The sequence below is a fragment of the Microbacterium sp. NPDC064584 genome (assembly GCF_040687315.1).
Taxonomy (GTDB): Bacteria; Actinomycetota; Actinomycetes; order Actinomycetales; family Microbacteriaceae; genus Microbacterium; species Microbacterium lacus.
In genome coordinates, this window is sequence record NZ_JBFBMZ010000001.1 from 94,951 (window position 1) to 119,737 (window position 24,787).

Consider the following 24,787-nt stretch of genomic DNA (forward strand, 5'->3'; position numbering starts at 1 on the left):
CGCAACCCCTGGTCCGGCGAACCGGCGGGCCCGTACCGTCGGACACAGCGCCGGGGCACTTCGCCGCCCGCGACCGGGCAACCTCGGCAAGAGGGGATGAACGCATGGCCTACATCACCGTCGGAGTCGAGAACTCGGCCGACATCAGGCTCCACTACACCGATCACGGCAAGGGGCAGACGGTCGTCCTGATCCACGGATTCCCGCTGGACGGGGCGTCCTGGAGCAAGCAGGAGGCTGCGCTCCTCGAGGCGGGCTACCGCGTCATCACGTACGACCGGCGAGGTTTCGGCGGGTCGAGCAAGACCCTGGCCGGATCGGACTACGACACGTTCGCCGACGATCTCGGCGCGCTCATGCACACGCTCGACCTGGAGAAGGCGACCCTCGTCGGCTTCTCGATGGGGACCGGCGAAGTGGCGCGCTACTTCACGCGCTATGGGAACGAGCGGGTGCGCAAGGCGGTGTTCCTCGGATCCCTCGAGCCCTACCTGTTGAACACCGACGAGAACCCGGACGGCGCGGCGCCCCAGGAGTTCTTCGACGACACCGCGGCATCCGTCCGCGATGACCGGTACGCGTTCCTCACCGGGTTCTTCGCCGACTTCTACAACCTCGACGACAACCTCGGATCCCGCATCTCGCAGGAAGCCGTCGACGCCAGCATCCAGACCGCGAACCGGGCGGGCAATTCGGCGATCGCCGCCGCCCCCCTCACCTGGCCGACCGATTTCCGCGCCGACATCGAGAAGGTCGACGTGCCGGCGCTGATCGTGCACGGGACGGCGGATCGGATCCTGCCGATCGACGCGACCGCACGTCGGTTCAAGGACCTGCTGCCCGACGCGACCTACGTCGAGATCGAGGGCGCCCCGCACGGCATGCTCTGGACCCACGCCGACGAGGTGAACGAGGCGCTCCTGGCTTTCCTGGCGACCTGAGCTCGCCGACCGTCGGTCCCCGTGAGACGACATCTGCACGTCGACACTGTGGGTTCACCCCACCGTTTCGACGTGCAGTTGTCGTCTCAGTGAACGCAGGACCGGGTCAGTCGCGCTCGGGGCGCAGCAATCGCAGGCCCGCGACGACCACGGGGACCAGCACGATGATGACGGCGACGATGATCGCGGTCACGCCGATCGCCTGGTTCTGCGGGTCACCCTCCAGGCGCCCCACCGCGAGCCAGGACAGGCCCCAGCCGAGCGCCAGCGCGGGGGCGACGCGCCAGCCGCTGCGCCACGAGATCCCGAGTCCGATCAGCAGCACGGCGATCAGCACGACCACGCCGATGACGGATGCCGAATCGGCCCACGATTCCGGCACGATGCCGGTGAGCCAGGCCGCGATGTTCGCGACGGTGGCCAGCGTCACCCAGCCCAGGTGCAGGCCGGTGACGCCGTCGATCAGGAGCGCGTCCAGGAAGCCGCCGCGAGGCACGCGGGTCTTCACGGAGATGCGGAACGTGATCGACAGCGCGATCGCGAGGAGGACGATGATGATCACGGTCCACTCGATCGTGAGGAACTGAGAGGCGACCAGCCACAAGCCGTTGAGGACGATCGTGAGCGCGATCCACCAGCCGATCGCCCGCTGCCTCTCCGACGCCCGCTGGCTCGGCAGGGCCTGCCAGATCACGTAGGCGATCAGGCCGGTGTAGATCACCGACCAGATGCTGAACGCGGGCGTCGCGGGAGCCAGGAACGAGCCCTGCGCCGACAGCTGTCCGCCCTGCGTATTCTCCACCTCGGTGCCGCCGAGGCCCCCGACGCCGACGAGCACGGCGACCAGGGTGAAGCCCAGCGCCGAGATCACCGCGATCTGACGGGCGATGTCCTTGCCGGTCGGCTTTGCCGCGGCATCCGTTCCTGAGGTACGCGAAGTGTTCGTCACGCTCTCCACGGTACGGCCCCGCGGACCCGACGGGGCGGGGTTGACACGCGGCGGCCGTGGGCGCGCCCGGGACTGGCATCATGGCGCCATGACCCGTCACTGGACACCGCTCGCCGTGATCTACCTGCTCCTCGCCGTCGCCGGCCTCATCGGCACGTGGACGTTCAACGTCATCGCGATCGTGCAGATGGTCGATTTCATCGGCGACCTCGTCTCGAGCGGCCCCGCCGTCTCGTCGATCTCGGTCGACCTGATGGTCGTCGCGATCGCCGGAAGCGTCTTCATCATCGTGGAGGCTCGCCGCATCGGCATGCGGTTCGGCTGGCTGTACGTCGTGGCATCCGGGCTCACCGCGTTCGCCTTCACGTTTCCGCTCTTCCTCGCGATGCGCCAGCGCCACCTGACCGCCGGGCGGGCGGCGGATACGGTGGCCTGATGACGCAGCATCCCGATCCCGTCGTCCGCATCACGCCGGGCGAGGTCCGCGGGTTCTGGCGCGGCGACTCCGCCGCCTTCCTCGGCATCCCGTTCGCCCAGGCTCCCGTCGGCGACCTGCGCTTCGCGGCGCCCGTGCCGCCCGAGCCCTGGGACGGCGTCCGCGACGCCGTGGCGTACGCCGCCACGGCCAAGCGAGAGAAGCCGGGCGAGAAGACCCTGATCCCCGAGCCGGCGGTCGCCGGCGAGGCGACTCTCAACGTCAACGTGTTCACCCCGGCGCCGGGGCGAGCGGATGCCGCCCTCCCGGTGCTCGTCTATATCCACGGCGGCGGGTTCACGGAGGGGTCGCCGGCGAGCCCCTGGTACGACGGCGCCGCGTTCAACCGCGACGGCGTCGTCACCATCACGATCTCATACCGGCTCGGCTTCGACGGCTTCGGCCACATCGCGGGCGCGCCGAGCAACCGGGGCGTGCGCGACTGGCTCGCCGCGCTCGAATGGGTGCAGACGAACGTCGCCGCGTTCGGCGGAGACCCCTCGCGGGTCACGATCGCGGGTCAGTCCGCCGGCGGCGGCGCCGTGCTGACCCTGCTCGGGATGCCGGCCGCGCAGGGGCTGTTCCATGCGGCGTGGGCGCTCTCGCCCGCGCTCGGCGATGTGCCCGGCGAACGGGCACGGACCCTGGCGGCCAAGCTCGCGAACCTCGCCGGCGTCCCGGCGACGCGAGAGGGATTCGCCTCGGTCGACGAGGCCACCCTCACGGGACTGCAGGAACGGGCGGGACGCCCCGCGTCCACCGATCGCCTCGCGTTCGTGCACGCGCTGCTCGAGGACGGCTTGACCTGGGGTCCGATGATCGACGGCGACCTCATCACCCGGCCGACGATCGACTCGCTGCACGCCGGCGTCGGCGCGGACATCCCCCTGGTGGTCGGCGCCACCGACGACGAATTCACCATGGTGACCGACGGCGCGAAGAATCTGCTTCGCCTCATCCCTGCCTCGCTCGCACTCGGCCGGCTCAACGTCGACGCGCGCACACGCAAGGCGTACCTCGCTGCGAACGCCGCGCAGCGCCGCAAGGGGACGGCGGCCGTCCTCGGGCGCTACGTGAGCGACGTCGTGTTCCGCTCGGTCGTCGCGCGGGCCGCGGAGGCGCGCGGCGGCGAGCGCACGTGGGTGTACCGGTTCTCCTGGACCTCCCCGACGATCGGGTGGGCCTGCCACTGCCTGGACGTGCCGTTCTGGTTCGACTGCCTCGGCGCCGAAGCCGTACCGGCCCTCGCCGGCGATGATCCGCCGCGCGCGCTCGCCGCAGCCCTGCACGGTGCCGCCGCGGCCTTCGTGAGGGATGCCGACCCGGGCTGGCCGGCGTGGTCTGCGGCATCCGGAACCACGCGCGTATTCGGCGGCGACCCCTCGCGTCCGGACGTGATCGCGGACGGCTACGCGAGCGTCCGCGCGCTGGTCTGATCCGCCCTTTGGGACGCTTCGCGTGAAGCGCCGGGGCGATTTCGCACTGCATGGTCGTCTCGAGCGGGAGCGGGTGCGGAATCTCCCCGGGGTTTCACACCACCCCGGCGCGAACGCGCCCGGCGGTGCCGCGGCGGGACAGCAGAAGGCCGTGGATGGCGGCGCGCACGAGGTCGGGATGCCAGAGGATGTCCTCCGCGATGGGTCGGAAGGTGGAATAGCCGAGCGCGGCCGCAACCTGGTCGCGGCGACGATCTCGGCGCTGGGCATCCCAGCTGGAATGGAACTCCTCGCTGTCGCACTCAATGATCAGCCATCCGTCTACGACGAAGTCGACACGCCCGACCCCGGCAATGACGACCTGCAGGTCGAAAGACGCTCCGAGCGAGCGCAGAAGGAGGCGGACCAGTGTCTCGGGACCCGACTCTGCGCGGGCGTCGACCAGCCTGCGAAGGACTCGGTGGCGCCGAGGAAGCAGACGGAACAGTTCGTCGAGCTCGTCCGGACGCAGGACGCCACGGTGGAGGGCGGAGTCGAGGGTCGCCAGCGCCGCACGCGGGGTCTGACAGCGCATCGCGCACACGAGCGCATCCAGCGGCTCGACCACAGTCGAGCGGGGGTGCGGCGCGCGGTGCAGCCTCCCCCAGTGGCGACGAAGCGTTCGGGTCGGCGCGGACGACGACGGACGGCGGGTGTGCAGGTGTACATGCAGCGTCGAGGCGTCGAGCACGAAGACGCCGTGGTGCGCGAGCGCGGAGGTGCAGGTGAGGAGACCACCGAGCGCCATGGCGTCGACCACTTCGGTCGGCGTACCCGGCGGCAGATATGCGCCGGGCCGCGGGCGGAGGATCCGCCCGGCGGCGACCGCCGCGCCGAGCGCTCGATCGGTCCAGCCCTGGGCTCGCAGGTCCGAACGGCGGAAGAAGGTCGGAATCGGGGTGGCCTCGCGCATCCAGACACGGTCCACGAACACACGCGAGTCGGAGTGGACGGTCGGCAGATCTGTGGACTCGGAGTGCTCCCGGCTCGTTGGGGAGGAGTCGATCACCCCGCACGCCGCCGGCGTCCGTCTCTCCTGCACGCCCCGGGCACACCGCATCGCGCCACTTTGTGAAAGCCCGGGGCGAAACCGGCACCGAACCCGGCGCAGACGTGCCGATCGAACGGTTTCGCCCCGCGCTTTCACACCTGCGCCCGACGGACGTCGGCGGCGGCGGCGGATCAGCTCAGCGCGGGGATGACCTCGCGCTCGAAGAGCTCCATTCCGCTCTGGTCGTACGCCGCCTCGGGGAAGTAGTGGATCGCATAGCCGAGGCCGTGCGCGGCCCGCTCGGCGAGCCGCTCGGCGACCTGCTCGGGAGTGCCGAATCCGGGCGAGGACGTGTAATCCGCCTCGATCGCCGCGGCGCGCTCGTCTCCGACGTGCGGACGCAGCCGCGCGATCACGGCGGCGAGGCGATCGGCGGCCTCGGCCTCGGTCGCCCCCACGATCGTGTTGAAGTTCGACGACCGGGTGATCGCGCCGAAGTCGCGTCCGAGGTTCTCGCAGTGTCCGCGGAGGATCTCGCTCTTGTGGTCGAACTCCTCGACCGAGCCGGCGAAGTTCGTGTACGAGGCGTACTGCGCGGCGATCTTGAGGGTCACCTTCTCGCCGCCTCCGGCGATCCACAGCGGGATGCCGCTCTCCTGCAGCGGCAGAGGCCGGACGATCGCGCCGTCGACCTGGTAGTACGTGCCGTCGAGGGCCGCGGTGCCGGTGGTCCAGGCCTGGTGCATGATCTCGACGCCTTCGCGGAGGCGTCCGAGCCGCTCCTTGATCGCCGGGAAGCCGTAGCCGTACGCGCGCCACTCGTGCTCGTACCAGCCGCCGCCGATGCCCATCTCGGCGCGCCCGGCTGAGATGAGGTCGACGGTCGCGGCGACCTTCGCGAGGTAGGCGGGGTTGCGGTAGCCCATCGAGGTGCACATCTGGCCGAGCCGGATGCGCTCGGTCGAGGCCGCGAAGGCCGACATGAGCGTCCACGCCTCGTGCGTGGCCTCCTCGGTCGGCAGCGGCACGGTGTGGAAGTGGTCGTACACCCAGAGCGATTCCCAGGGTCCGGCATCCGCTCGCTGAGCGAGCCCGTTCATGACGGACCACTGCTCCGCGGGATCGATGTCGACCAGATCGAGTCGCCAGCCTTGGGGGATGAAGGTTCCGAATCGCATCGTCCCAGCCTAGGGTCGGCGATCGCCGGAAGGCTCAGCCGGCGACGACCGCGTCGGGAATCCTTTCCCGCATGATCGCGATCGCCTCGGGATTCGCGTCGACGAGCACGGCATCGCGGCCGAGCGCCGCCGCGACCGCGCCGGTCGTGCCGCTCCCGGCGAAGAGGTCGAGCACCCGATCGCCGGGCCGGCTGGAGGCCTGCACGATCCGACGCAAAATTCCTTCGGGTTTCTGCGTCGGGTACCCGGTCTTCTCGCGGCCCGTCGTCGGCACGATCGTGTGCCACCACACATCGGTCGGGAGCTTGCCGCGCGCCGCCTTCTCGGCCGTCACGAGTCCGGGTGCCATGTACGGCTCGCGGTCCACCTGCTCGGAGTCGAACCAGTACCCGTCGGGATCCTTCACGTACACCAGGATCGTGTCGTGCTTCGTGGGCCAGCGCCGGCGGCTCTTTGCGCCGTAGTCGTAGGCCCAGATGAGCTCGTTGAGGAACCGCTCGCGTCCGAACAGCGCGTCCATCAGCACTTTCGCGTAGTGCGCCTCGCGGTAGTCCAGATGCACGTACAGGGTGCCGTCGTCGGCGAGCAGCCGCCACGCCTCGAGCAGCCGCGGTTCGAGGAAGCCCCAGTAGTCGTCGAAGCGGTCGTCGTACGTGCGCAGGTCGCCGCGCAGGCGCTCGTACTCACGCCCGTGGAATCCACGACGCAGCGAGCCGGATGCCGCCGCGACGGTCGCGCTACGCGCGGTCTCGAGCGCCTTGCCCTGCACGCGACCGGTGTTGAACGGCGGATCCAGGTAGATCAGGGTGAACGAGCCGGCCTCGAGCGCGGAGGCGACGGACAGGTTGTCGCCGTGGTGGATCGTGACGGCCCCGCGTGCGGCCTCCGTCACGGCACGCGGTGCAGCCACGGGTCGGTCGCGAACTTCGACGCGACCAGCGCTTCGGCCTCGGCGTACTCCTCGTCCGTGATCGATCCGGGGACGGCCCCGTACAGCGTCGAGAAGGTCTGGATGAACCGCTCGATGATGGCTTCGCGCGGCAGGCCCGTCCGACGCCGTAGCGGGTCGACCCGTTTGGCCGCGGACACGGTGCCCTTGTCGCTCAGCTTCTCGCGGCCGATCCGCAGCACTTCGGTCATGACCTGACCGTCCATGTCGTACGAGAGCGTCGCATGGTGCAGGACCCCGCCGTTCGCGAGGCGCTTCTGCGCCGCCCCGCCGATCTTCCCCTGTGGCGAGGCGATGTCGTTCAGCGGCTGGTAGGTCGCCTCGACGCCGAGCGAGCGCAGCGCCTGCAGCACCCAGTCGTCCAGGAACGCGTACGAGTCGGCGAACGTCATGCCCGACACGAGGGAGGAGGGCACGTAGAGCGAGTACGTGACGATCGAGTTCGCGCCCATCATCATCGCCCCGCCGCCCGAGATCCGCCGGACGACGTCGAAGCCGTGCTTGGCCGCGCCCTCCGGGTCGACCTCGTTGCGGTACGACTGGAACGAGCCGATCACGACGGCGGACTCGTCCCACTCCCAGAGCCGCAGCGTGGGCCGGCGGCGACCGTCCCCCACTCGGGTCGTCAGCACTTCGTCCAGGGCGAGGTTCATGCGGGGCGAGACGGGCCGATCGTGCACGACCTCCCAGTCGAAGTCCCCCCACCCGGGCGCGACGACGAGCGCGCGGCGCACCGCGGTGCCGACGGCCTCAGGGGTGAACCCGAGCAGCTGCGCACCCTCGGGCAGCGCGCTGCGCACGGCGGCGGCGATCGTGGCGGCATCCGCTTCGACGGGAAGCCCGTTGACGGCCGCGTCGATGTCATCCAGCGCGCTGTCCGGCTCGAGGAAGAAGTCGCCGGCGAGATGGAACTCCGCGATCCGCCCGTCGCGCTCTTCGAGGTCGACGACGACCAGCTTTCCCCCGGGCACCTTGTATTCGCCGTGCATGGCTCTCAGCCTAGGTGCGTCGCCGGCGGGCGAGCGGATGCCGGTCCGTCAGTCCCGCGCGGCGAAGCGCGCGTCGAGCCATGCGAGGAGGTCGGCGAACACGCGCGCCCGATCGACCTCGTTGAAGATCTCGTGCCGCATGTCCGGGTAGACGAACGTCGTGACATCCGTGAAGCCGGAGCGGGTGCGGTAGGCGTCGGCGAGCTTGTGCACGCTGACGGGACCCCCCACGGTGTCATCGCGCCCCACCATGAGGAGCGTCGGGATGTCGCGGCCGAGGTTGCGCTTCGGCTTGCCCATGAGGCGCGCCGCGTCGATGGGCCCGAACAGCTTCAGCAGCGGAGTGGATGTCGTCAGCGGATCGTCGAGGAACGCCTGACCGACCGCGGCGTCGGTGGAGAGCCACTCCGTGCCGGTGGCGTCCTTGTGCTTCCACGGCGCGTTCAGGTCGCCCGAGTTCAGCGAGCCGGGCCAGCGCAGCGCCGAGCCGCTCAGGACGAGCGCGTCGTACGCCTCGGCGTGGTCGTTCACGAGCATCTGCGCGAGGAACGACCCCCACGAGTGTCCGAGGAGGATGAGCGGCAGGTCGGGGTTCTCGGCGCGGATCAGCTCGGTGAACTGCCACACGGCGTCCACGGTCGCCGGCAGTCCGCCCTTGCCGAGGCGGCCCAACCGTGATGGATCCTCGCTGTGCTGCTTGAGACCCGTGCGACCGTGGCCGCGGTGGTCGTCCGCGTACACCGCGAATCCGGCGGCGGTGAGCGCGGCGATCAGGTCGCCGTAGCGGCCCGCGTGCTCGCCGACCCCGTGGGCGAGCTGCACCACGCCCCGAGGTGTGCCCTGCGCGGGATGGACGTCGTAGACGATCGCGATGCCGTGCGCATCGATGAACTCGGGCATGGTGCGAGTCTAGACAGCGCCCGCCGGCATCCGCCCTCGTCGACTGCCGCACCTCTCGACAAGCCGAGATTGCTAGATAGACTAGCTAAATGACCGCATCGTCGTCCCGCGTCCGCTGGTTCGGGCTCGTCTTCATCAGCCTGGGCGTCGCCCTCATCATCGTCGACTCGACGATCGTCAACGTCGCGATCCCCACGATCGTGGACGACCTCGGCATCTCCTCCACCCAGGTCCAGTGGGTGCAGGAGGCCTACACCCTGGTCTTCGCCGCGCTGCTCCTGCTCTTCGGAAGCCTCGCCGACAAGTTCGGCAGACGCCGGATGATGCTCCTCGGCATCATCATCTTCACGATCGCCTCCGTCATGGCAGGTCTCGCCCCCTCGGGCGACCTGCTGATCCTCGCCCGGCTCATCCAGGGAGTCGGCGGTGCGATGGTGCTCCCCACCACCCTGTCGCTCATCAACGCGACCTTCCGGGGCCGCGAGCGCGGCATCGCCTTCGCGGTGTGGGGCTCGACGATCGGTGGCATGGTCGCCGTCGGTCCGCTCCTGGGCGGATGGCTCACGACCGCGTTCTCGTGGCGGTGGGCGTTCGGCATCAACGTGCCCCTCGGCATCATCATCTTCATCGGCGTGCTGCTCACGGTCGCCGAGTCCCGCGAGGCGACCTACGGGAAGATCGACTACCTCGGCGCCGTCCTGTCGGTCCTCGTCTTCGGCCCGCTCGTGTTCGGCCTGATCGAAGGCCGCACATACGGCTGGTGGCTCACCGACACGCCCATGGAGATCGGCGGATTCACCTGGCCGTTCGACCTGTCGCCCGTGCCGATCGCGTTCGCGATCTCCCTCCTCGCGCTCGTCGGGTTCATCACGTGGGAACTGCACCGCAAGCGCACCGGCAAGTCCGTCCTGCTGGAGTTCTCGCTCTTCCGCATCTCGTCTTTCCGCAACGGCAACATCGCCGCGATGCTCATCTCGCTCGGCGAGTTCGGCATCATCCTCACCCTGCCGCTGTGGCTGCAGTTCGTCCTCGGATTCGACGCCCTGCAGACCGGTTTCCTCCTCCTCTCCCTCGCGATCGGGTCGTTCATGGCCAGCGGGTTCGCGGGAGCGACGTCGGGCAAGATCTCCCCGGTCACGATCGTGCGCGTCGGCCTCGTCGCGGAGATCATCGGCGTCGCCTCCGTCGGCCTCATCATCGGTCCGGACGCGGTGTGGGGATGGCTGATCCCGGCGCTGTTCGTCTATGGATTCGGCGTGGGCCTGGCCACCGCGCAGCTGACCGGCGTCATCCTGCAGGACGTTCCGGTCGAGATGTCCGGCCAGGGCTCGGGCACGCAGTCCACCGCCCGTCAGGTCGGCTCCGCGCTCGGCGTCGCGATCCTCGGCACGATCCTGTTCACCAGCACCGCCGGCATCCTCACGTCGTCTCTGCAGGAGCAGAACCTGCCCGCCGACCAGATCGACCAGGTCGTGAGCGCCGTCGTCGACTCCGCGGGCGGCGCGATCGCAGGCCTCGAGGCCAACCCGCAGACGGCTGACATCGCGGATGCCGCCAAGACGGCGTTCTCGGACGGCACCCGCCTGTCCGCGTTCGCCGCGACCGGGTTCCTCGTGATCGGGCTCATCGCGACCTTCTCCCTCGGCGGGGCGCACAAGACACGCGAGCAGCAGGACGCCGAGGCGTCGGCGGAGGCCGAGGCGAATTTACTTAGCAAGGATAATGAACTAAGCTAAGGATCAATGACCGACAGCGCAGCATCCCCCCACGACCTTTCCCAGGAGGCGTCGGATCTGCGTATCGCGACGTTCCGCCTCGCCCGCCGCATGCGCACGCAGCGCGCGGTCGACTCGATGAGCGACGGCCAGTTCGGTGTGCTCGCCGTGCTGTTCCTGCACGGCCCGCATACGCTCACCCAGCTCGCCGACCGCGAGCGTGTGTCGGCGCCGGCGATGACCCGCACCGTGAACTGCCTGCAGGATGCCGGCTACATCACCCGCGGCGCGGATGAGAGCGACGGCCGCAAGGTCGTGATCGACCTGACCGCATCGGGCCGCGCCGTGGTCGATGAGACCGCCCGACGCCGCGACGCGTGGGTCGAGGAGGCGCTGGCCGAGCTCGAACCCGGCGAGCGCGAGACCCTCGCGAAGGCCGCCGAGATCATGGGGCGGATGGTGAACCGATGAGCGCCATGTTCCGGTCCTTCTCGGTCTTCAACTACCGCGTGTGGTTCATCGGCGCGCTCGTGTCCAACATCGGCGCCTGGATGCAGGCGACCGCGCAGAACTGGGTCGTGCTGACCGAGCTCACCGACAACGACGCGGCCGCGATGGGCATCACGATGGCCCTCCAGTTCGCCCCGCCGCTGCTGCTGGTCGGTGTGACGGGATGGGTGGCGGACCGGTTCGAGCGGCGCAAGCTCCTCATGGTGACGCAGGGTGTGCTGCTGCTCCTCGCGATCGCGCTCGGCGTCATGATCCTCACCGGGTCGATGACGCTCCCGATCATGTACGGTTTCGCCCTCGCGCTCGGTGTCGTGACGGCGTTCGACAACCCGGCGCGGCAGGCGTTCGTCTCCGACGTGGTCACGCGCGAGAACGCATCGAACGCGGTCGCTCTGAACGCGGCATCCTTCAACGGCGCCCGCATGATCGGCCCCGCCGTCGCGGGCGTGCTCATCGTGGCCGTCGGGACGGGCTGGGTGTTCCTGGTCAACGCCGTGACGTTCTTCGGCATGATCATCGCCCTCATGCTGATCCGTCCGCACGAGCTCATGCCGCGGGTGAACACGGCGGGCGCCTCGCGCCTGGCGGACGGCTTCCGCTATGTCGGCAAGCGCCCCGACCTGATCGTCATCTTCGCGATGGTGTTCCTGGTCGGCGCGTTCGGAATGAACTTCCCGATCTTCGCCTCGACGATGGCGCTGGAGTTCGGCCGCGACGCCGACGGGTTCGGGCTGCTGAGCTCGATCCTCGCGATCGGGTCCCTCGCGGGCGCCCTGCTGGCCGCGCGCCGCGACCGGGCGCGCCTGCGCGTCGTGGTCGGCGGGACGATCCTGTTCGCGGCGGCGGCCGGAGTGTCGGCGCTCATGCCCGGGTACTGGGCGTATGCCGCCACGCTCATGTTCACCGGATTCGCGGTGGTCACGATGCTCACGACCGCGAACGGCTACGTGCAGACCACGACCGATCCGGCGCTGCGCGGTCGAGTCCTCGCGCTGTACATGGCGATCCTGATGGGCGGCACCCCGATCGGCGCGCCGATCGTCGGATGGGTCGCGGCGGAGTACGGCCCGCGCATGGCGATCCTCCTGGGCGCTGCGGCCGCCTTGGTGGCGTTCGCGATCGGCGCGACCTGGCTCCTGGCGTCGGGGCGCGTGCGCCGCAGCGAGAACCGACGGTTCCGGCTCACGATCGACGAGACCCTGCCGATCGCGGTGATCGCGCCGGCACCGGAGGAGTTCTCGGATCAGGTCGCCGAGACCACCCCGCTGCGCCTTCCTCCCCCACCCCTGCGTCGCGCGGGCTGAGCATCGCGCTCGCTTCGCCGAGCGCACGGCTTCGCCGCCAGAGCACGACGTCCGTGCGCGAAGAACCCGTGCGCTCGGCGTGGGTTCGTGCACTCGACGCGCACAAGGAGCGGCTCAGCGCACCCCGATGCGCTCGAGGTGCGCGTTCGCGAAGCGGCGACCGGGGTCGCGGGCCTCGAAGACCGCGCGTGCGTCGGCCAGGCGCGGATGCACGCGCGCCATGTCGGCGGCGTCGAACAGGTGCAGCTTGCCCCAGTGCGGGCGCGCACCGAACGGCGCGAGCGCCTGCTCGACCGCCGGCAGCACGGCGCGGACGCCGGCGTCGTCGTTGTGCCACGTGAAGTGGATCGCGAGGAAGTCGCGCTCGTACGCGCCGCTCAGCCAGAGATCATCGGATGCCGCCGTCCGCAGCTCCGACACGAACAGGACCGGCTGCACGAGCGGCGCGAGCTCGCGCATCGCCTGCAGTGCCGCCGGCGCGGATGAGCGCGGCACGAAGTACTCGCTCTGGATCTCGTCTCCGAAGGACGGCTTCCCATCCAGCCGGAAGTGCGGGAGCCGCTCCATCCACGGGCCCGGGACACCACCGAGCACCGTGAGATCGGGGAGCCCCTGGAGCGGGTTCGCCTCGATCACGCGCGTGCCGTCGAGCAGCTCATCCGGCACCGGATCGTCGTCCGTCTCGAGCCGGGTCTTGACCCACACGTCGCCGAGAAGCTCCGGCTCCCAGCGTGTGAACACCGACACGCTGTAGCCGGCGCCGGTCACCTCGTCGAAGCGCTCGAGCGCGGCATCCCACGACACGTTCTGGTAGACGTCCTGCCGCGCGCGGTAGGACGGCTGCACCTCGAGCGTGAGGGCCACGACGACGCCGAACGCGCCGAGCCCGACCGCGAGCGCCGCGAAGTCGGGGTCGCCGCGCCGCACGTCGTGCACGTCGCCGTCGGCGCCGACGAAACGGATGCCGCGCACCGCGCTCGTGAGGACGCCGTTGCGATCACCCGATCCGTGCGTGCCCGTCGCGGTCGCCCCACCCACGGAGATGTGCGGGAGGGAGCCGAGGTTGTGCAGCGCCCACCCGCGACCGTCGAGCCAGAGCGCGAGCTCGCCGTAGCGTGTGCCGGCCGCCACCTCGACGGTGCGGGCGTCCTCATCGAGCACGAACCCGCCCGACAGCCCGGCGAGATCGATCAGGGTCCCGGTCGTGTCGGGCAGGTCGGTGAAGGAGTGGCGGGTGCCGAGCGCGTGCACCGGACCGTCGCCCGCGACCGCGCGCCGGACCTCCTCGACGCTGGAGGCGCTCACGATGCGCGGAGCGGTGTAGACGTGGGTTCCGGCCCAGTTCTGCGGCATCCCCTCACCCTACGCGCGCACCCGGAGGCGTACCGTGGCCGGGGTGAGACACGGAATCGTCATCCTCCCCCAGACCGACTGGCCGGATGCCGCGCAGAAGTGGCGGCGGGCGGAGGAGTACGGCTTCGATCACGCGTGGACGTACGACCACCTGTCCTGGCGGAGTCTCGCAAACCAGCGCTGGCACGCGACGATCCCGACCCTCACCGCGGCCGCGACCGTCACGGGGCGCATGCGCCTGGGCCTGTTCGTGGCGAGCCCCAACTTCCGGCATCCCGTTCCGTTCGCGAAGGAGCTGGCGACCCTCGACGACATCGCCGGCGGCCGCCTGATCGTCGGGGTCGGCTCGGGCGGGACCGGATTCGATGCGACGGTGCTCGGACAGCGGATGCTGACCCCCCGCGAACGCCACGACCGATACGTCGAGTTCGCCGACGCGCTCGACACGCTCCTGCGCTTCGAGGAGCCCGGCTCGGGCGGGATCTCGTTCCGCGGCGACTGGTTCACCGCCGACGCCGCACGCATGGTGGGCGCGCCGGCGCAGGAGCCGCGCGCACCGCTCTGGCTGGCCGGCAACGGTCCGAAGGCGATCCGCTACGCCGCCGCCCGCGGCGACGGGTGGATCACGACCGGTGGGCCCGAAGAGGACCGCGAGGACTGGTGGCGCGGTGTCGCGGACCTCGCCCGCCGCTTCGAGGATGCCGCCGAAGCGGTGGGCCGGCCGCATATCGCCCGCGTCCTCTCCCTGGACAACGAAGTGGCGTATTCGCTGCGCAGTGCCGCCGCGTACCGTGACGACGTGGCCCGGGCGGCCGAGCTCGGCTTCACCGACGTCGTCGCGCACTGGCCGCGCGAGAGCGGACTGTACGCCGGCGACGAGGCCGTGCTGGATGACGTTGCCGACCGCCTGGGGTCGACACGACCCTGACGTCCGACGTCACGTGGCCTCGGCGTGCGGATACCGACCCCTATGCTGAGCGCCATGACTGCTCTCACATCAATCACTCAGCAAGCGGATGTCACCGGCCTCACCGCGGTGCAGGGCTTCTTCGGCCTCGTCATCTACATCATCATCGTCATCGCGCTGTGGAAGGTCTTCACGAAGGCCGGCTACCCGGGCTGGCTCGCGATCATCCCGATCGTGAACGCGTTCGTCCTGGTCAAGATCGCCGGCTTCTCGGCGTGGCTCGGGCTTCTGTACCTGATCCCGATCGTGAACATCATCTTCCACATCATCGTCTCGCTCCGCGTCGGCAAGGGGTTCGGCCAGGGTGCGGTGTTCTCGATCTTCCTGCTGTGGCTCCTCTCCGCGATCGGCTACCTGATCCTCGGGTTCGGCTCGGCGACGTACGACAAGAACCGCGTCACCGCCTGAGCGGTCCCGCGCACACGGGCGCGTCCGGCTTCGGCCGGGCGCGCCCTCAGCGTCTCGGCGTCCATCCGGACGGCAACGGACCGTCCGGATCGGCGCGTTCCCGGTCGGCCCGAGCCGACCAGCCCTGCGCGGCATCCGTCCCGTCGAAGCCGCCGCGTGCGAATCGCACGCCGACGTCGTCATGGTGCATGCGCGGAGCCCCGCCCCGCCGCGTGGAGGCGCGCACGCTCCACGCGTCATCTGCGTATCCGCCGCCGCGGAAGACGCGGTACTGGTCGTACCGGGCGGGGTCCAGGAGGTCCCAGCACCACTCCCAGACGTTGCCGAGCGTGTCGAACAGTCCGTTGAGATTCGGGAGCTTGCCGCCGATCTCCTGCGGCGCGCTCACCCCGTCCGCCGCGGTCCAGGCGACCTCGGCGAGCGGACCGTAGTGCGGCCCGGTCGACCCCGCGCGGCACGCGTACTCCCACTCGGCCTCGGTCGGCAGGCGGTAGCCGTCGGAGTCGACGTGCCACGTGACCTCCTCGCCCTCGAACGTGTACGCCGCGTCGAGGCCTTCCCATTCGGATGCCGCATTGCACAGTCGGACCGCGCGGAGCCAGCTGACATCGGTCGCGGGGCGTCGCGGGTGGCGCGCCGGCTCGCCGAGGAGCTCCGCCTGCAGCTCCTGCGTGACCGGATACACGCCGATCTCGAAGCCTTCGAGCTCGACGGTCCACCGGCGCTTGCGCCGCGCATCGTGCAGGGTGACGCGTCCCGGCGCGATGCGCGCCATCTCGATGTCGGTCACGCTTCGCGCGTGATCGTGACCTTCACGTGCAGCTGGGACTTGAACGGACCCGCGTACACGCCCCGCAGCGGCGGCACGTCGTTGTAGTCCCGGCCGCGCCCGACGAGCACGTGACGGTCGCCGATGTCGAGGTTGTTCGTCGGGTCGAAGCCCTGCCAGTCGCCCGCGAACCACTCCACCCACGCGTGGGACTCCCCGGTCACCGGAACCCCGACGTCCGCCTCGGGGCGCGGGTGCAGATAGCCCGACACATAGCGGGCCGGGATGCCGACCTCGCGGAGTGCGCCGAGCGTGATGTGCGCGATGTCTTGGCAGACGCCCTTGCGCGCCTCCCACGCCTCGGCGGCCGTGGAGTGCACACCGGTGATGCCGTGCATGTACTCCACCGCGTTGCCGATCGCCATCGCGATCTCGTGCGCCGCGACCGCCGGCCGATCGTGCTGGGCGGCGATCGCCCGCGCGATCTCGGCCACTTCGGCGTGCGGACGGGTGCGGGCGCTCTGACCGAGATGCTCGACGGTCTCGATCGAGCGTGCCGCCTCGGCGTGCAGCTGGTCCCACGTGATGTCGGGGTGCGCGAGAGGGCGCGGCCTGACCTCCACGAGCGAGCGCGCGGTGATCGTGAGCGACGAGTGCGGAGAGAGGACGTCGAAGGACGCCACGCGCGTGCCGAAGTAGTCGACGTAGTGGTTGACGGATGCCGACGGCTCGATGTCCAGCGATGAGCTGAGCACGAACTGGCTGTCGGTCGATCCGGGCAGCATCCGCGCTTCGTTGTACGACGCCGAGACGTCGCCCTGGTACGTGAACCCGGTCTGATGCTCGATCCTCAGGCGCCTCATGAGGTCTCTCCGATCCAGTTCGGCTCGGCCTGCGTCGGGAAGAAGCGCGCCCTGATCGCCTCGGACGCCTCGCGCGTCACCTTCTGGACGCGGTCCATGTGCTCGGGCAGCTCGTTCAGGATCTCGCTCACCGGTCGGTACTCCAGGTCATTGCGGATGCGACCGAGCGCGCGGAGCACCGTGTTGGAGTGGCCGACGCGGTCCGCGCGCGGGTCGATCGCACTCATGCAGTCCTCGGCGCGCGAGATCGAGTAGATGATCGACCGCGGGAAGAGCCGGTCGAGCAGCAGGAACTCCGCCGCGTTGGTCGCGCTCGGCATCCCGCGGTAGGTCCGCAGGTACGCCTCGTACGCGCCGCACGAGCGGAGGATCGTCGTCCAGGACGGACCGGAGGCCTCGGTGAGCGACCGGGTCGCGAGCAGGCGCGCGGTCATGTCCGCACGCTCGATGCTCCGGCCGAGCGTGAAGAACTGCCAGGCTTCGTCGCGGCTGGTCGAAGAGTCGACGATGCCGACCGCGAGCGCGGAGCGCTCCCTGACCCACTGGAAGAAGCCGTGCACCTTGTCGGTCTGCAGGCGTCGCGGCATCCGGGAATTGGTCGTGTTGAGCGTCTCCCACAGCTCGGTCGAGACGATCTCGCGCGCGCGGCGCGCGTTCTCGCGGGCCGAGGTGAGCGAATACGCGATGGATGCCGAGTTGTTCCGGTCGACCGCGAGCCGGGCGAGCACGTCCTCGCGGCGGACGATCTCGCCCGGCGGAGGCGGGATGGATCCCATGACGAGCAGGAGCGACCGGCAGGCGGTGTCCTCGTCGATCCAGGGATCCTCCAGCAGCAGCTGGAGGTGCACGTCGAGGATGCGGGCGGTGCCGTCGCTGCGCTCGATGTAGCGGCCGATCCAGAACAGGCTCTCGGCGATGCGGCTCAGCATGAACGGTCCTCACTCTGTCCGCGAGACTGCAGCGGCGCGCCGGGACCACGGGGATTCCCCTGCGTCTCGGCGTCCGGATGCGGTCTCGCGGGTGAATCGGCCTGCTGCTGCTGTTGCTCCTGCTGCTCGGTGCGCGAAGCCGGGCGGTCCTGCGGAGAATGCGCCGGCGGGGGCTGCCCGTCATAGATGATCGGGATGGCGGCGGTGACCGTGGCCGCCTGATCGGCGACGAGGCCGGCCAGGCCGCTGCCTTGACCGTATTCGACATGGCTCGGCGCGGAACCTCCGACGATCCAGGTGTCCTTCGAGCCGCCACCCTGGCTGGAGTTCACGACGAGCTGCCCTTCCGGCAGCGCGACGCGGGTGAGACCGCCGGGAAGCACCCACACGTCTTCGCCGTCGTTCACCGCGAACGGGCGGAGGTCGGCGTGACGCGGGCGCATGCCGTCCTCGACGAGCGTCGGGATCGTGGAGAGCATCACGACCGGCTGCGCGATCCACCCGCGCGGATCGGCGAGCAGGCGCTGCCGCAGCGCCTCGAGCTCGGCGGGCGATGCGTCGGGGCCCACGACCAGGCCCTTGCCGCCGGAGCCGTCGACGGGCTTCACGACGAGTTCGGGCAGCCGGTCGAGCACTTCTTCCAGAGCGCCCGGATCCTCCAGCCGCCATGTGTCGACGTTCTTGAGGATCGGCTCCTCCGCCAGGTAGTAGCGGATGAGATCGGGGACGTAGGTGTAGAGGAGCTTGTCGTCGGCGACGCCGTTGCCGACCGCGTTCGCGATCGTGACGTTGCCCAGGCGCGCGGCGAGCATGAGCCCCGGCGCGCCGAGCATCGAGTCGGCGCGGAACTGCAGCGGATCGAGGAACTCGTCGTCGACACGCCGGTAGATCACGTCGACGCGCTGGGGTCCGCGGGTCGTGCGCATGAACACCTTGCCGCCCACGCACAGGAGGTCGCGCCCCTCCACGAGCTCGACGCCCATGAGGCGGGCGAGCAGGGTGTGCTCGAAGTAGGCGGAGTTGTAGACACCCGGGGTCAGCACGACGACGTTGGGGTCCTCGATGCCCGCCGGCGCCGAAGCGCGCAGGGCGGCGAGGAGCTTGTTCGGGTAGTCCCCGACCGGACGCACGCGCATCGAGACGAACAGCTCGGGGAGCGTCTGAGCCATCACCCGGCGGTTGGAGATCACGTAGCTCACGCCGCTCGGAACGCGGACGTTGTCCTCGAGCACGCGCATCTCGCCGTGCTCGTCGCGGATCAGATCGATGCCGGACACCTGAATGCGCACGCCGTTCGCGCTCTGGATGCCCGCCGCCTGCCGGTAGAAGTACTGCGACGAGGCGATGAGACCCGCGGGCAGCACGCCGTCGCGGACGCAGTGCTGACGTCCGTACGCGTCGTCGAGGAACGCCTCGAGCGCCTTGACGCGCTGCTTCACCCCGGCTTCGACGCGCGACCACTCGTCGTACGTGATGACCCGGGGCACGGCATCCAGCGGGAAGGGCCGCTCCTCGCCCGCGAAGTCGAACGTGACCCCCTGGGCGAGGTAGGAGCTGGCGAGCGACTCGGTGCGTCCGCGGAGCTCCTCCTGCGTCATCTGGGCGAGGGCCTGGTACAGCTCGCGGTAGGCCGCGCGCGACTCCGCGGGGTCGCCGGGATGCGTCGGCGCACCGAACATCTCGTCGAACGCGGGGATGCCGGACGCCGTCTTTCGGGGCGCCAGAGTGGAGCCGTAGCCGTCGAAGAGATCACCCATGCGACGACTCTAGTCCGGGGCTTGTTGCCCGCGTGTTTCGCCTGCACGGGCGGATCCAGGCCGTTCCCGGCCGCACGCGCCCGCGCGGTCGTAGGCTCGTGACGTGGCGCGTGCAACGAGGACTTCTCCCGCCGCGGCGGCGGTCGCGGGGATCGCCGCGGCCCTGTTCGGCGCGGGTGTCGGCGAGATCGTCGCCGTGTTCGTCGCCCCGGCGGCGAGCCCGGTCGCGGTGATCGGCTCCGCCCTGATCGACTTCGCACCGGCGTGGGCGAAGGAGACGGCGATCGCCCTGTTCGGCACCGCCGACAAGATCGCGCTCATCGTCGGGATCAGCATCGTGCTCGTCCTCGTCGCCGCGATCGCGGGGCTGATCGAACGCGCGCGTCCGCCGTTCGGGCTCGCGCTCATGATCGTCTTCGGCGGTGTCGGGGTGCTCGCGGCCATGACGCGCGCGAACCCCGGCCAGCTCGACTGGGTCCCCTCGCTCTCCGCGGGCGTGGCCTCGGCGCTCGCGCTGAACCTGCTGATCGCCCGTCTTCCCGAACGCGCGACCGCACCGGCGGAGGACGTCGGATCGGATGCCGAGGAGACGGCGGTCCGCCCGGCGGCGGCATCCCGTCGCACCTTCCTGCTGTGGACCGTAGGCACCGCCGCGGTCGGCGTGCTCGCGACCGTCGGCTCGAGCGTCGCGCGGGCGGGCTCGCGCGCGGTGACGGCGGTGCGCGAAGCGCTCACCCTGCCGACGCCCGCCGTCGCAGCAGCCCCCGTCCCGGCAGGTGCCGAGCTCGGCATCACGGGGCTCGACCCGGTGGTCACCCCGAACGACCGGTTCTACCGGATCGACACCGCGCTGATCGTGCCGCAGATCGACCCGGCGGAGTGGAGCCTGCGCATCCACGGCATGGTCGAGAACGAAGTGACCCTCACGTGGGACGAACTGCTCGCGCTCCCGCTCGAAGAGAGCCACACGACCCTCGCCTGCGTGTCGAACCCCGTCGGCGGCGACCTGATCGGCAACGCGCTGTGGCTGGGGTACCCGATCCGCGAGCTCCTGGCCCGGGCCGTGCCGCAGGCGGATGCCGACATGGTGCTCTCCCGCTCGATCGACGGCTTCACCGCGAGTTCGCCGATCGAGGCGCTCACGGACGAGCGGAATGCGATCCTCGCGGTCGGGATGAACGGTGAACCGCTCCCGCCCGAGCACGGCTTCCCCGTGCGGATGGTCGTGCCGGGTCTGTACGGCTACGTCTCGGCGACGAAGTGGGTCACCGAGCTCGAGGTCACGCGATTCGACAAGGCCACCGCGTACTGGACGACCCGCGGGTGGTCCGAGCGGGGACCCATCAAGCTGCAGTCGCGCATCGACGTCCCCAAGAAGCAGCAGGGCATGAGCGCGGGCGACTCGGTGATCGCCGGCGTCGCGTGGCAGCAGCAGGTCGGCATCTCCGCGGTCGAGGTCCAGATCGACGAGGGCGAGTGGCAGCAGGCGACGCTCGCCACCGCGATCTCGAACGACACGTGGGTGCAGTGGAGCATCCCGTGGACGGCGACCGTCGGCGATCACCTGATCCGCTGCCGGGCCGTCAGCGCGACGGGTGAGGTGCAGACCGCCGACGTCTCGCGCGTCGATCCCGACGGCGCGACCGGCTGGCACGAGCGCTTCATCTCGGTCTTCGCCTGACCGGCCGCACGCAGCGGTGCGGCATCCGTCCCCGGAAGAACGGATGCCGCACGGGCGCTGTCAGTGCTCGGCGCGAGTCTTCCGTCGGCGACGCATGAGCAGGGCGCCCAGTCCCAGGAGCAGCAGGGCGAGCCCCGCGAGCGGTGTCACATCGACTCCGCCCGTCGTCGCGAGACCGCCCGCACCGCCGGAGGCCTGACCACCGGACGCGCCGCCGGTGGAGCCCGTACCGGTCCCGGTCCCGTCACCGTTCCCGTCTCCGCCGCCGTCACCGTCGCCACCGCCGCCGGTGGTCGGGTCGGTGACTTCGGTGAGCACCTGCACCTTGTCCAGGCTCACCGCGCCCTCGGGCGCGGCGAACAGCGACAGGCTCGTGGCGTCCGGCAGCGGAGCACCGGCGACCTCGATCTCGTAGCCGGTCACCGCCGTGCGACCGAAGCCGTCGTCCGCGGCGCCCTCCTGCTGCTGAGCCGACCGCGCGAAGTCGGCGAACGGCAGCTGCACGAACCGCCATCCCGCCTCATCGTCCGTGAACGTCGCCTCGAACTTCTCGGTCTCCTGTGGCGCCTGGTAGACGCGTACGTAGTCGACCTTCAGCTGTTGCGGAAAGGTGAGGGTGTCCGCAAGCGGGCCGCCGAAGTTGCCGCCGACCGCCATGTTCATCAGGAGGGTGAACGGGTGCTCGTACACCCAGTCGTTCGGCGCGATGTCCTCGGGCGTCGCGGTGTGGAACAGGATCTCCTCGCCGCCGTCGCGCTGCACGTACCAGCGGATCTCGCCCTCTTCCCACTCCACCGCGAACGTCAGCCACTCGTTGCTCAGGTCTTCACCGAAGTCGTATGTGTCGCCGTAGGCCTGGCCGCCGCTGTACCCGGGGCCGTGGATCGTGCCGAAGATCTCCTCGGGGAGTTTGCCGACGTACTCCATGATGTCGATCTCGCCGGTACGCGGCCATCCGACGTCACGGAAGTCGTTGCCCAGCGACCAGATGGCCGGCCAGATGCCCGCTTCGCCGTCCGGCATCTGCGCACGCGCCTCCATGCGGCCGTGCAGCACCTCGAGCTTGCCCTCGGTGATCAGGCGCGCCGAGGTGTATTCGCACGGTCCGTACCAGCACTCAAGACCCGAAGCCGCGGGCTCCTCGACCGCGCGGGTCGTGATCACCATGTTCCCCTCGCCGTCGTGCGCCGCGTTGTCGGTCGAGTCGCTGTAGTACTGCAACTCGTCGTTGCCCCAGCCCCAGCCGCCGGTCTCGTACGACCAGTAGCGGGAGTCGGCCCGGGTACCGGCCGGTGCGTCGAACTCATCCGACCACGCGAGCGTCCAGTCCTCAGGACCCGCGTCGACCGGCGTCGTGTCGTGGACGCGCAACGTCACGTCGCGGCCGTCGCCCTGCCCGTCGTACCAGAAGCCGATCCCCTCGTGTGCGCTCCAGTCCTGCGGCTGGGCGAAGCTGCGGGCGTATCCGCCGGTGCCGTCGATGTCGAGCACGTTCTCGAAGAGGTCCTGCCCCTCGTACGCGTCGTCGTCGGATGCCGCCACGAGGCGCGTGGACAGCGCGGCGTCGCCGATCGGGTCCAGGCCCGCGGTGCCGTTCTCGAAGTCGTCGAGCAGGCCCGGCAACGGTGCATCGCTGTCCTGGATGCTGACCCGAGCCACCGCGAGCGGGTTCAGCTCGGCGCCCACGGGGTCGGAGAGCCGCACGAGGAAGGTCTCATCCACCTCCGCCTTGCCGTCGGCGAGCGTCGGGACCGTGATGACACCGTCTCGGGAGCCCGCAGGGATCGTGAGGGTGCCGCTCGTGCTCACGTAGTCCACGTCGGGCGTGGCCGGCGGGTCCTCGGTGGACGTGCGGTCGACCGCTTCTTCGGTGCGGTACGCCACCGTGACGTCCTGGTCCGCGGCACGGGTCAGGCGCACGAGCACCTCGGCGTCATCCCCTTCCGCGACCGTGAAGATCGCCCGGGCGGTGTTGATCATGAGCGGCCGGTTGGTGTCCGCCTGACCGACGAGGGTGATGTCGTCGATGAGGAGGTCGGGCTGGACGGGGGTGGAGGTCTGCTCGACACCGATGCCGATGCCGTGGACCTCCGTCAGCGTGAACCCGTCGTCCGGGGCGCCGTTGCCGATGTTCTTGCGCGTGAAGTCCGAGAACGGGAACTCCACGAACCTCCACCCGGTGAAGTCATCCGTGAACCGCACCGACATCCGCTCCGCGTCATCGACCGTCGAACCGGGCGTGCGGTTGTCCAGCACGTCCACGAACATCGGAGCACCCGAGTTCGACCCGCGCATCCAGAACCCGACACCCCGGTACGCCGACCAGTCCTGCGGCACCCACGTGGACCCGTCCGTGGTGAAGTTGTCGATCACGACCGCCCACGACGACGTATCGAAACCCAGCGCCAGCGCGTCGTTGCCGTCCGCCGCACCCGGACGACCGGCATCCGCCACCCGCTCGAACGACGGCACGTTGCCCGCACCCTGCGCCGCGAACCACCCCACCGGCGGCACCGCCGCCGGATCCCCCAGCACCAGCTCCGCCTCGAAGTCCTCGACCGTATCGGTCAGCACGCCGATCGCGCCGGCCGGCGCGGAATCGTCGTCGCGCACGGTGACGGTCGTCGCGGCAGCGCCGACCGTGGCGCCGGCCGCACCGGAGAGCGCGACGGTGAACGTGCGGTTGCCGTCCACGGTCTCGTTCGCCGTCGTCGGGACGACGATCTGCGCGTCGCGCACGCCGGCGGCGAACGTGAGGGTGCCGCTGGTCGCGGTGTAGTCGGTTCCGGCGACCGCCGTGCCGTCGGCCGTCGTGAAGTCGACGGTCACGTCGCTCGTCGGCGCGGTTGACAGGCGCACGGGGATCACCGCGTCGGAGCCCTCGACCACGTCGAGGGCGGTCGTCGTGACGCCGACCGAGGGAGCGACGACCGTGCCGGCATAGAGGCCGATCTCGTCGAGCTTGACGACGGCCTTGCCCGCGTTCGCCGGGAAGAGGAGTCCGCGGACGAAGTCGAGGTCGAGAGTGCCGTCGTTCGGCGCCCCTCCGTCCTGGTAATCGGTGGCGTACCCGAAGCTCGCGAACGGGAGCTTCACGAGGTTCCAGCCCGCGGGGCCGAGCGGCACCACGACGTCCCAGCGGTCGTGGACCGTGGAGTCGGCCGTGACCGCATCGAGAAGCTCGACCTGCACCGACGAGGCGCTGCCGTCGCTGTACATCCAGAACTGCACGCCGTCGTACGCGCTCCAGTCCTGCGCGGGCTGCCCGCCCGTGTACTCGAAGCCGATTCCTCCGTAGAACGGGTCGGCGGTGAGGTCGAAGCCGTAGGAGAGCACGTTCGCGTTCGGCACCGAATCCGACCACGAGCCGACGCCCGAGTCGGCCACGGACTGCACCCCGGCGCCGGCGGCACCCCACTGGATGTGCGAGGTCGTGCCGTCCTCGAAGTCGTACAGGGTCGTCACGGTCTCCTCAGCGGCCGCGGCCGCGGTGGGAACGAGCGCTGTCGCGGCGAGAGCCGCAAAGGTCGCCGCGGCGATGGCCCGGCGGCTGGGGTGTGGTCGGGTCAAGACAGACTTCCTCGTCTTCGGTGCGAACGCGTGAGAGCGCTCCCAGAGAGCGCTCTCACAGATTAGTGCGCGCTTCGCGGCCCTGTCAACGGCCATCTCCCCGGCGAGCGGTGC

The 24,787-nt window shown here is 70.2% G+C and carries 21 protein-coding genes; 9 read left to right on the forward strand and 12 right to left on the reverse strand.

Going from position 1 to position 24,787, the window contains the following annotated elements:
- The first annotated feature begins 104 nt into the window (after positions 1-104).
- Positions 105-941 (forward strand): alpha/beta hydrolase, encoded by an 837-nt coding sequence (locus AB0P18_RS00445; RefSeq protein ID WP_363358444.1) that lies wholly within the window; start codon positions 105-107, stop codon positions 939-941.
- Positions 942-1,047: 106 nt separating this feature from the next.
- Here the strand turns inward: AB0P18_RS00445 and AB0P18_RS00450 are convergent, their stop codons facing one another.
- Positions 1,048-1,890, reverse strand: a complete 843-nt coding sequence (locus AB0P18_RS00450) for a TspO/MBR family protein (protein WP_363358445.1) — start codon at positions 1,888-1,890, stop codon at positions 1,048-1,050.
- Positions 1,891-1,978: 88 nt separating this feature from the next.
- On the opposite strand from AB0P18_RS00450, the gene AB0P18_RS00455 reads away from it, so the two are divergent.
- Together AB0P18_RS00455 and AB0P18_RS00460 are read left to right on the forward strand one after the other, a co-directional pair.
- Positions 1,979-2,326: a DUF2834 domain-containing protein gene (locus tag AB0P18_RS00455; RefSeq protein ID WP_344056042.1), complete on the forward strand. Its 348-nt coding sequence runs from the start codon at positions 1,979-1,981 to the stop codon at positions 2,324-2,326.
- Entirely contained in the window at positions 2,326-3,801 is a 1,476-nt protein-coding gene (locus AB0P18_RS00460; RefSeq protein WP_363358446.1) for a carboxylesterase family protein, read from the forward strand. Before AB0P18_RS00455 ends, AB0P18_RS00460 begins: the two co-directional genes overlap by 1 nt.
- Positions 3,802-3,895: 94 nt before the next feature.
- On the opposite strand, the gene AB0P18_RS00465 is transcribed toward AB0P18_RS00460, so the two are convergent.
- The 5 genes from AB0P18_RS00465 to AB0P18_RS00485 all read right to left on the reverse strand — a co-directional run bounded on the left by AB0P18_RS00465 (position 3,896) and on the right by AB0P18_RS00485 (position 8,847).
- Complete coding sequence (locus tag AB0P18_RS00465) at positions 3,896-4,849, reverse strand: type IV toxin-antitoxin system AbiEi family antitoxin domain-containing protein (RefSeq protein WP_363358447.1); 954 nt, start codon at positions 4,847-4,849, stop codon at positions 3,896-3,898.
- 173 nt (positions 4,850-5,022) lie between these two features.
- Complete coding sequence (locus AB0P18_RS00470) at positions 5,023-6,009, reverse strand: TIGR03560 family F420-dependent LLM class oxidoreductase (protein WP_363358448.1); 987 nt, start codon at positions 6,007-6,009, stop codon at positions 5,023-5,025.
- A 34-nt stretch (positions 6,010-6,043) separates the two neighbouring features.
- Positions 6,044-6,919, reverse strand: coding sequence for a site-specific DNA-methyltransferase (locus AB0P18_RS00475; RefSeq protein ID WP_363358449.1), 876 nt, complete (start codon positions 6,917-6,919; stop codon positions 6,044-6,046).
- A complete protein-coding gene (locus AB0P18_RS00480; RefSeq protein ID WP_363358450.1) occupies positions 6,898-7,947 on the reverse strand; it encodes a biotin/lipoate A/B protein ligase family protein in 1,050 nt (349 codons plus the stop codon). Before AB0P18_RS00480 ends, AB0P18_RS00475 begins: the two co-directional genes overlap by 22 nt.
- A gap of 48 nt (positions 7,948-7,995) precedes the next feature.
- Positions 7,996-8,847, reverse strand: a complete 852-nt coding sequence (locus AB0P18_RS00485; protein ID WP_363358451.1) for an alpha/beta hydrolase — start codon at positions 8,845-8,847, stop codon at positions 7,996-7,998.
- A gap of 89 nt (positions 8,848-8,936) precedes the next feature.
- Here AB0P18_RS00485 and AB0P18_RS00490 point away from each other — a divergent pair, with 89 nt between their 5' ends.
- The 3 genes from AB0P18_RS00490 to AB0P18_RS00500 are packed head-to-tail and all read left to right on the forward strand — an operon-like array spanning position 8,937 to position 12,376.
- Positions 8,937-10,583, forward strand: coding sequence for a DHA2 family efflux MFS transporter permease subunit (locus AB0P18_RS00490; protein WP_363358452.1), 1,647 nt, complete (start codon positions 8,937-8,939; stop codon positions 10,581-10,583).
- Positions 10,584-10,589: 6 nt separating this feature from the next.
- Complete coding sequence (locus tag AB0P18_RS00495) at positions 10,590-11,033, forward strand: MarR family transcriptional regulator (protein WP_344055889.1); 444 nt, start codon at positions 10,590-10,592, stop codon at positions 11,031-11,033.
- Positions 11,030-12,376 carry an MFS transporter gene (locus AB0P18_RS00500; protein WP_344055890.1) on the forward strand — a complete coding sequence of 449 codons (1,347 nt, stop codon included), beginning with the start codon at positions 11,030-11,032 and terminating at the stop codon, positions 12,374-12,376. The genes AB0P18_RS00495 and AB0P18_RS00500 overlap by 4 nt, the downstream gene beginning before the upstream one ends.
- Positions 12,377-12,490: 114 nt before the next feature.
- Here AB0P18_RS00500 and AB0P18_RS00505 read toward each other — a convergent pair whose 3' ends face one another.
- Positions 12,491-13,729, reverse strand: a complete 1,239-nt coding sequence (locus tag AB0P18_RS00505; protein ID WP_363358453.1) for a D-arabinono-1,4-lactone oxidase — start codon at positions 13,727-13,729, stop codon at positions 12,491-12,493.
- Positions 13,730-13,772: 43 nt separating this feature from the next.
- On the opposite strand from AB0P18_RS00505, the gene AB0P18_RS00510 reads away from it, so the two are divergent.
- The gene (locus AB0P18_RS00510; protein ID WP_363358454.1) at positions 13,773-14,657 is read left to right on the forward strand and encodes an LLM class flavin-dependent oxidoreductase; all 885 of its coding nucleotides are present in this window, start codon (positions 13,773-13,775) and stop codon (positions 14,655-14,657) included.
- Between the two features lie 54 nt (positions 14,658-14,711).
- The gene (locus AB0P18_RS00515; protein WP_344055893.1) at positions 14,712-15,104 is read left to right on the forward strand and encodes a DUF5684 domain-containing protein; all 393 of its coding nucleotides are present in this window, start codon (positions 14,712-14,714) and stop codon (positions 15,102-15,104) included.
- A 46-nt stretch (positions 15,105-15,150) separates the two neighbouring features.
- Here the strand turns inward: AB0P18_RS00515 and AB0P18_RS00520 are convergent, their stop codons facing one another.
- Genes AB0P18_RS00520 through AB0P18_RS00535 form a run of 4 tightly spaced genes read right to left on the reverse strand, consistent with a single transcriptional unit; the run spans position 15,151 to position 19,422 of the window.
- A complete protein-coding gene (locus AB0P18_RS00520) occupies positions 15,151-15,894 on the reverse strand; it encodes an SUMF1/EgtB/PvdO family nonheme iron enzyme (RefSeq protein ID WP_363358455.1) in 744 nt (247 codons plus the stop codon).
- On the reverse strand, positions 15,891-16,736 hold the full coding sequence (locus tag AB0P18_RS00525) for a transglutaminase family protein (RefSeq protein WP_363358456.1): 846 nt from the start codon (positions 16,734-16,736) through the stop codon (positions 15,891-15,893). Before AB0P18_RS00525 ends, AB0P18_RS00520 begins: the two co-directional genes overlap by 4 nt.
- Positions 16,733-17,665 carry an alpha-E domain-containing protein gene (locus AB0P18_RS00530; RefSeq protein WP_344055896.1) on the reverse strand — a complete coding sequence of 311 codons (933 nt, stop codon included), beginning with the start codon at positions 17,663-17,665 and terminating at the stop codon, positions 16,733-16,735. Before AB0P18_RS00530 ends, AB0P18_RS00525 begins: the two co-directional genes overlap by 4 nt.
- Positions 17,659-19,422, reverse strand: a complete 1,764-nt coding sequence (locus AB0P18_RS00535; RefSeq protein ID WP_363358457.1) for a circularly permuted type 2 ATP-grasp protein — start codon at positions 19,420-19,422, stop codon at positions 17,659-17,661. The genes AB0P18_RS00530 and AB0P18_RS00535 overlap by 7 nt, the downstream gene beginning before the upstream one ends.
- A 103-nt stretch (positions 19,423-19,525) precedes the next feature.
- Here AB0P18_RS00535 and AB0P18_RS00540 point away from each other — a divergent pair, with 103 nt between their 5' ends.
- Positions 19,526-21,103 carry a molybdopterin-dependent oxidoreductase gene (locus tag AB0P18_RS00540; protein WP_363358458.1) on the forward strand — a complete coding sequence of 526 codons (1,578 nt, stop codon included), beginning with the start codon at positions 19,526-19,528 and terminating at the stop codon, positions 21,101-21,103.
- Between the two features lie 60 nt (positions 21,104-21,163).
- On the opposite strand, the gene AB0P18_RS00545 is transcribed toward AB0P18_RS00540, so the two are convergent.
- Entirely contained in the window at positions 21,164-24,673 is a 3,510-nt protein-coding gene (locus AB0P18_RS00545; protein ID WP_363358459.1) for a carbohydrate binding domain-containing protein, read from the reverse strand.
- Between the last annotated feature and the right edge of the window lie 114 nt (positions 24,674-24,787).

Coding starts and splice junctions, on each gene's coding strand:
- AB0P18_RS00515 (WP_344055893.1), top strand. CDS start 14,712: ATGACTGCTCTCACATCAATCACTCAGCAAGCGGATGTCACCGGCCTC.
- AB0P18_RS00495 (WP_344055889.1), top strand. CDS start 10,590: ATGACCGACAGCGCAGCATCCCCCCACGACCTTTCCCAGGAGGCGTCG.
- AB0P18_RS00445 (WP_363358444.1), top strand. CDS start 105: ATGGCCTACATCACCGTCGGAGTCGAGAACTCGGCCGACATCAGGCTC.
- AB0P18_RS00470 (WP_363358448.1), bottom strand. CDS start 6,009: ATGCGATTCGGAACCTTCATCCCCCAAGGCTGGCGACTCGATCTGGTC.
- AB0P18_RS00535 (WP_363358457.1), bottom strand. CDS start 19,422: ATGGGTGATCTCTTCGACGGCTACGGCTCCACTCTGGCGCCCCGAAAG.
- AB0P18_RS00490 (WP_363358452.1), top strand. CDS start 8,937: ATGACCGCATCGTCGTCCCGCGTCCGCTGGTTCGGGCTCGTCTTCATC.
- AB0P18_RS00455 (WP_344056042.1), top strand. CDS start 1,979: ATGACCCGTCACTGGACACCGCTCGCCGTGATCTACCTGCTCCTCGCC.
- AB0P18_RS00500 (WP_344055890.1), top strand. CDS start 11,030: ATGAGCGCCATGTTCCGGTCCTTCTCGGTCTTCAACTACCGCGTGTGG.
- AB0P18_RS00530 (WP_344055896.1), bottom strand. CDS start 17,665: ATGCTGAGCCGCATCGCCGAGAGCCTGTTCTGGATCGGCCGCTACATC.
- AB0P18_RS00480 (WP_363358450.1), bottom strand. CDS start 7,947: ATGCACGGCGAATACAAGGTGCCCGGGGGAAAGCTGGTCGTCGTCGAC.
- AB0P18_RS00505 (WP_363358453.1), bottom strand. CDS start 13,729: ATGCCGCAGAACTGGGCCGGAACCCACGTCTACACCGCTCCGCGCATC.
- AB0P18_RS00485 (WP_363358451.1), bottom strand. CDS start 8,847: ATGCCCGAGTTCATCGATGCGCACGGCATCGCGATCGTCTACGACGTC.
- AB0P18_RS00525 (WP_363358456.1), bottom strand. CDS start 16,736: ATGAGGCGCCTGAGGATCGAGCATCAGACCGGGTTCACGTACCAGGGC.
- AB0P18_RS00460 (WP_363358446.1), top strand. CDS start 2,326: ATGACGCAGCATCCCGATCCCGTCGTCCGCATCACGCCGGGCGAGGTC.